The sequence below is a fragment of the Bacteroides sp. OM05-10AA genome (assembly GCF_003439055.1).
Lineage (GTDB): Bacteria > Bacteroidota > Bacteroidia > Bacteroidales > Bacteroidaceae > Bacteroides > Bacteroides intestinigallinarum.
Genome location: NZ_QSUR01000012.1, coordinates 58,252 through 64,902 on the forward strand (window position 1 = coordinate 58,252; position 6,651 = coordinate 64,902).

General features: G+C 38.0%; 5 protein-coding genes. All 5 read right to left on the reverse strand.

Annotated elements, in window-relative coordinates; translation table 11 throughout:
* Nucleotides 1-30: 30 nt before the first annotated feature.
* On the reverse strand, nt 31-918 hold the full coding sequence (locus tag DXB58_RS11470; RefSeq protein WP_122136791.1) for an alpha-1,2-fucosyltransferase: 888 nt from the start codon (nt 916-918) through the stop codon (nt 31-33).
* 5 nt (nt 919-923) lie between these two features.
* Complete coding sequence (locus DXB58_RS11475) at nt 924-2,162, reverse strand: NAD(P)/FAD-dependent oxidoreductase (protein ID WP_122136792.1); 1,239 nt, start codon at nt 2,160-2,162, stop codon at nt 924-926.
* A 113-nt stretch (nt 2,163-2,275) separates the two neighbouring features.
* Nucleotides 2,276-3,688 carry an undecaprenyl-phosphate glucose phosphotransferase gene (locus DXB58_RS11480; protein WP_122136793.1) on the reverse strand — a complete coding sequence of 471 codons (1,413 nt, stop codon included), beginning with the start codon at nt 3,686-3,688 and terminating at the stop codon, nt 2,276-2,278.
* A 20-nt stretch (nt 3,689-3,708) separates the two neighbouring features.
* Nucleotides 3,709-4,845, reverse strand: a complete 1,137-nt coding sequence (locus DXB58_RS11485) for a chain-length determining protein (RefSeq protein WP_122136794.1) — start codon at nt 4,843-4,845, stop codon at nt 3,709-3,711.
* A gap of 12 nt (nt 4,846-4,857) precedes the next feature.
* On the reverse strand, nt 4,858-6,651 hold a 1,794-nt coding region (locus tag DXB58_RS11490; protein ID WP_233527280.1), incomplete at its 5' end, for an SLBB domain-containing protein.

Here is a 6,651-nt window from a genome sequence, read left to right on the forward strand (position 1 = left end):
CTATTTTCCAAACATTATAAATAAGACAACTCACATTTGAATCCAATCCTTACAAACCATAAGATTGTGCTTACCACTATATTTTTCTATTTTTTGATTGAAGTAATCTAGCGGTGAAATTACTATCTTATCTTTATTTCTATTCAAAAAAGCAGCCCAAAAACTATAGGTACTATTTGCTGTTATATTGTGCTTGCAAAGTGACATTAGTTGCATATCAAAATGATTTCCCCAACCAACTGGAGAATTAATATCAACTAGGGTATAATCGAAATCTGTAAGGTTTTCCTTAACCCAATCGATATTATCTGTAAAAACAAAAAAACGAGGATTATCCAGTTTAGCTTTCATATAGGCTATAGCTTGCTTATAATAGTCCATAGTGCAGGTATTATGATATGCATCCATTTGTAGATAATCCTTACCCTTTCTAAAATGAACTGCTACGGCATTCTGTTCAGTAGAAATATTTTTTGCCATCTCGGCATTTTTATCATTGTCAAATGTTGAAAATTCAAAGACCTCAAAAATTTCCTCTTTTATACTTTCAACCATATTAACATTTTCATAATATCCTGTAATATACTGCTCTTTTTTCAATTTTTCTGGTTCTAAAAAATCAAAGGGAGTACTTTCAATATTGCAGATAGAGGTAAACAAATTTAATTTTCTCCTATATTTACTTACCCTCTCATAGCCATAACCTCCACCAAGCTTAAACAGTAAGCTCTTTGGAGCCTGGCGGATAATTGCATTTGGAAAGATCCGGTTCCATTCCACATCTTCCATTTTCCAAGTTGTAGCTTTATATCGATTATCGACATAACAATCTACTCCGTTCTTTCTCAAATACAGATAATAGCTATAATGGAACATCCGATTTGCTAATCCTGCAAACATACTAACTACTTGTCTCATTGGAATCAAATTTTTATTATTAAATCAATTGCTGCGCCTATAGCTACATCCATATTGTAGTATTCCCATTCAGAAAAACGCCCAAGAAGATATAGACCTTGTGGAGCAAGCGTATTTTTTAACGAGTGTATCATCTCACGAGTATTATCCTTTTGAATAGGATAAGTAGTTTGCTCATAATGATGAGTTAGATACCGTGGGTGATATGGTATGCGACTAAGGTTATCGAGAATATCTTCTTTACTTATATAATCGGTAAATTCGACAGTACCAGTCATCCTGTCGGGCGCATTATTGGTGGGAGAGAAATTTCCTGTGCAAATAATACGGTGAGATTCATATTTATCACTTGGCATGTACATCCAACTATATGGATTCTTGTCTATTTCACAAAATACAGATGTAGTCCCATGACTTTCCAAAGCTTCAATATCAGCATCATAGGATAATATATCCACAGCATTATTAAGCAATAATGGCAACTGCTTAATATTTCCACAGAAAATTACACAATCTGCTTCGACTCCATTAACTTTCCATTTTTTGCCATGTCTGGTTATTGATGTGATGTCCATATTATACACAATATCAAGATTTTGAGACAGACGATCAGCCAAAAACTGTGAGCCTCCCCTTTTAGGATAATAGAATGAACTGTGTACAAATTGATGCTCCTCCATATGGTTCATATTGTTGTATATCATCTCCTCCACTGTAGGCATAGGTAACTTGCCCACCAACCAAGACAATGGAACCTGCGCGAGATCACGACGCCATATTTTGTAATTGTATGGTTGGAAATAAAGATGATACAATGTCTCTCCAAAACGGTTACGCAGAAACTCCTCAAAATTTTTCGATTGTTCATCCTGACGCTTTACAAGTGTCAGTAGATCTGCTATAAATGACCTTTGTATATTATCATCAAAACAATACATATAATTCTCTATAGGATATGGCACATTATCCATGCCAGGTATCACGACAGATGAATTACGTAATGTCTTGATAAACTCTGTCTCACAGTCGAAATGTTGCCAAAACCAATTCATCACATCCCGACGTTTAGTGTTAAAAACATGTCCACCAGTCCGATGAAATAGACATCCATCAATAAGATCACACTTTATCATACCCCCAGGGCGACTTTCTTTCTCAAATAGCGTCACATCATACCCCTTATCCTGCAACATGTTTGCTGCAGCAAGGCCGGAAATTCCTCCGCCTATAACTATACATTTCATATTAGTTAAACACTCACTCTACGGTTATAATCTCTTTAGCGGTATTATAGTCCACATTGAGTTATTTTTTAATTAATGATTAAGTTGCTTATAATATCCATTAGCAGATTTTTCTAGTATGCGTTCTTTTCACCAACGATTGCATTTGCTATAGTCTTATAAATAATATATAAGTCAAGTAATATTGTCCAATGTTCCATATACCAGATATCAGCCTTAACACGTCCTTCCATCTGTGACAACTCTTTGGTTTCACCACGGAAGCCGTGAGTTTGTGCCCAACCTGTTACTCCCGGTTTAATAAAATGCCTCACCATATATTTATCAATTAGCCGTGCGTAAATCTCTGTATGAGACAACATATGAGGACGAGGACCCACTATTGACATATCACCCTTAAATACATTAACAAGTTGTGGAAGTTCATCAATATTAGACCGACGGAGAAAGTCACCAAACCGGGTTTTCCGGGGATCATCAGCTGTAGCCTGTTTACTATCAGCCTCTTCATTCACTCTCATAGAGCGAAACTTATAGCATTTGAATTCTTTACCATTCAAACCTGTCCTCATTTGTTTAAAGAATATAGGACCTGGAGAAGTTAATTTAATGATACTTCCCACAATAAGATAAACAAGTGGAAAAATAGTAATCAAAAAAATTCCAGATAGCATAATATCAAAGACTCTTTTCAACACACGATTCTCCATTTTACTTAGCGGCTCATATCGTAAATTTAAAATCGGCATATTGCCTACCATACTATGCCAGATACGTCGAGGAAAACCTTTACAAACATTAGGAACACCATGAAAATAAAACAGATGATTCTCACAATAATTCATAATAGAGAAATTATAGCGGCCCTCCTCCATTGACAAGGAACAAAAGACATGCTTTATAGATGTTTTTCCAGACATAAAATCCACAAAATCGTCAGGACTACCCAGATAAGGACATTGAGATGAAAGGGCATCACTAGGTTTACTATCGAAATAACCAACTACTTCATAAATAGATGCTAAAGAACTCTCCATCTCCTCATATAACATCTGCATATTATTGCCGCCACCTATAAAAACAGCATAACGTTTGTGTTTACCCTTAGCACAATAACCAATCAGCGAATGACGAATGATGACGCGATAAATACTTAAAACAACAAAGAGTATAAAAAAATAGATAACAAAAAAAAGAGGAGAAAGAATAGAAATTCCACTGAACGTCATGATGCATGCCCAAAAGATGGAAAATATGATTATGTTTTTCAATACACGCAACACAAGTTGATCCGCACGGATTTCTCTACTGCTCCAAGCTTTCCCGCGAGACACTGAACATGCCAGATAACAGAGACTTAGAGAAGTCATCATCAAAGAAGCAGTACAAGAAAAAGGAGGATATGGATACATGAATGCTTTTTCCCAAAAGAAAAGGAACAAAAACAAACAGAAATTCAAAATGACCAAATCTCCCAAAACTGCAATAAGCTCTACTACTTTATTTATCTGGTTAGTTGATGCCATTATCACGTTATCTATTGATCTTAGGCCTGTATTTCTTTAAACTTATTCAGAACATCTTTCCCGAATAACTTCAAAAATATGACAATACAAACTGATAGGAAAATAAATGCTAAAACATATGTTTTTTTACTGATTCCTGAAGGAGTCAGCGGCACCACAGCAGGTTCTACTACTGCAAATACAGGTTTCTCTTCCTGAACTTTGGCTCTGGCAACCTGAAGCTGGCTTGCCACCTGACTATATACCTGATAAGCTAGACTCATATCATTCTGTAAACGTTCCTGTTCAGTACGAACACTTTGCAAGATGATATTATCATGAGAGTCCATATAATCGGCATATTTTTTCTGGGCGGCATAGTACTCCTGCTGACGTTCCTTGAAGAGTTTCTCTAAATAAACACAATCCTCTTTTGCTTTGAAAGTACGATAGTCTGTAATATATTCCTGCAACTTCTTTACAACGGAATCGGCAACCACTGCAGCTACTCTGGGATTTTGAAAGGTCACAGTAACGAAAGTCATAGACGTTTTCTTATCTACAGAGGCAGCAATCATCCTTTTTAGAGTTTCAATCTTCGCAGACTCTTTCTTAGATAATTCGATTGTACCCTGACTTGCTTTATCGGAAGACATGGATTCACCCTCTTCGTTAAGAAATAACAACTTCACTCCACCAATTGCCATACTTGGAAGTCCGATTACATAGCTCCACCAAGGAGAGGATTCCTCATCCAAATAAGTGTTCAAAGTCATATTTTCATCTCTCGATACAGGTACATTTATCGTAGAAAGTTCCAATAAAAAAGGAGTGGAAGAAACAATATCCGCAGATAAAAAAGCATTCAAAGCATCAGTGCCATCACCCATAGCAACTCCGCTTCCTAAGAAAGAAGCTGCCAAACCAGATAACCCACCTTCTTTAGAAGTACCCATTTCCGGAGAAAGAGTGACCTCAACTGTGTACTGCTTAGGGATACTTATTGCTATAATAATACCGATTATCAAACCAATGCCAGCAGCTTTATAGATTGCTTTACGAATACCTATAATCTTACGAAGGATATCCATCAGATCAATTTCAATCTCGTCATCCGGATGATTATTCCGTTTTTGTTTTATCTCTTTTTCTGATTCTTGTTCTATCAAAGTAGTCATAAGAGGTATTCGTTATTTCTTTATTAAGTTAGCAATAGAGGCAACCATCATTCCCAGTGTACTGAATGTAGTAGCGTAACCTAGAATATTACCCATATTAGTTTTCTTCTTAACTTTACTAGGCACAATTATCTCACATCCCGGTTCAATCTGTTTCTTACCACTACCTTTTACTTTAGTTACCTGACCATTCATGTATACGATAAATTTCTTACCCTTCTTCGCATTTTCAGAATAACCACCAGCTTGATCCAGATAATAATCTATATCTTCACCTTTTATATAAGAGACTGTATTTGGAACCATCACAGCACCATTAATCGTAACCGTATTATTGTTTTTCGGAATAGAAATCACATCACCCTCACGCAAGACAATATCTGCTGTACTACCAGGATCAGCCAATGCTTTTTCCAAGTCAATACCGACTGTAAAATGGTCCTCTACGCGAACACCCAAAGAGTCCATCATAGCTTCACCCAACTGTCGACTCATCAAGCGGATCACATCACCCATGCGTTTCTTTTCACTTGCATTAGCCACACGAGTCAATTTTGCACCACGTAAGTAGGCATAATTCGTTGCACCTCCCGCTTTATTGATTAAGTCCGAAAGGCGTTCTTCACGACTGGTCATAGCATAAGAGCCTCCGAACAGAATTTCACCTTCAACAACTACATTCTGTTGAGCTTGATAACCCGGACTGCGACGTACATAAACTTCATCATAAGGTTGAAGTACAAAGCCGGGAGTTCCATCCACAATAAAACCTTCTTTCAAGGAGAATGTATATATCTGGCCGATAGTATCGTTATCTACTGTACTACGAGGATTCTTAATTCTACGGGATACATCTACACGAACTACAGAAGCGGCTTCACGCAATCCACCCGCCTGAATGATCAAGTCTTCAAGAGTCATATTATCCGCATAAGGATAGGAATCCGGTTGGGCTACTTCACCATGGATTACAACATCACCTTTGTCTTCCAAATCATGAATACTAGGAATATAAAGGATGTCATTTTTCATCAGAATGATATTTTGAGAAGTACCATCCATGATGGCTTTGATGTCAACTGGGACAACTTCACTAGTCAGGTCTTCACGTTGGCGGTAGAGAACGGCACGGTTCAAGAAAGCATCACCGGTCAGCCCTTGGGCTTCGTTTACCAGTTCACGGACTGTATTCAGTTTTCCATTCAACTGGTAGATGCCGGGACGATAAACGGCTCCACGGATTTCAAGCTTGTTGATGAAGCGGTTAAGGATGGCTTCAGCGGTCACAACATCACCGTTTCGCATTTTATAGACACTATAGTCAAGGTCTTTGACTGTATTTACTTCATATTCCTGTCCGTTCTGACGTACGACACGCAAGGAACGGGTGTAGGCGTCGGCTTCAAAGCCACCGGCATAGCCGATAAGAGTGGATAGACTCTCATCCTTTTTCATTTCGAAACGCATTGGGCGTTTCACTTTTCCGTCGATCTTAACCAATACATCATAAGCGGGGACAATCACTACATCGCCTTCCTGAAGACGGATGTCATCCTGAATGTTTCCTTTCATGATAAATTGGTAGACGTCGATCGTGGCGATATTTTTGCCGTTACGTACCAGTTGGACATTGCGAAGGCTTCCTATGTCACTGACTCCACCCGCACGGTAAAGTGCATGAAAGACTGTGGCAAAAGAAGAGAGGGAGTAAGTGCCCGGTTGGACAACCTCACCCATTACATTGATCTGGATAGTACGTATGCTGCCCAAAGTCAGACGGATGTCAGAGGTGGGATCATTCGCATT

Excerpts from the sequence above, each read along its gene's own strand:
- DXB58_RS11475 (WP_122136792.1), bottom strand. The coding sequence starts at position 2,162 with ATGAAATGTATAGTTATAGGCGGAGGAATTTCCGGCCTTGCTGCAGCA.
- DXB58_RS11480 (WP_122136793.1), bottom strand. The coding sequence starts at position 3,688 with ATGGCATCAACTAACCAGATAAATAAAGTAGTAGAGCTTATTGCAGTT.
- DXB58_RS11470 (WP_122136791.1), bottom strand. The coding sequence starts at position 918 with ATGAGACAAGTAGTTAGTATGTTTGCAGGATTAGCAAATCGGATGTTC.
- DXB58_RS11485 (WP_122136794.1), bottom strand. The coding sequence starts at position 4,845 with ATGACTACTTTGATAGAACAAGAATCAGAAAAAGAGATAAAACAAAAA.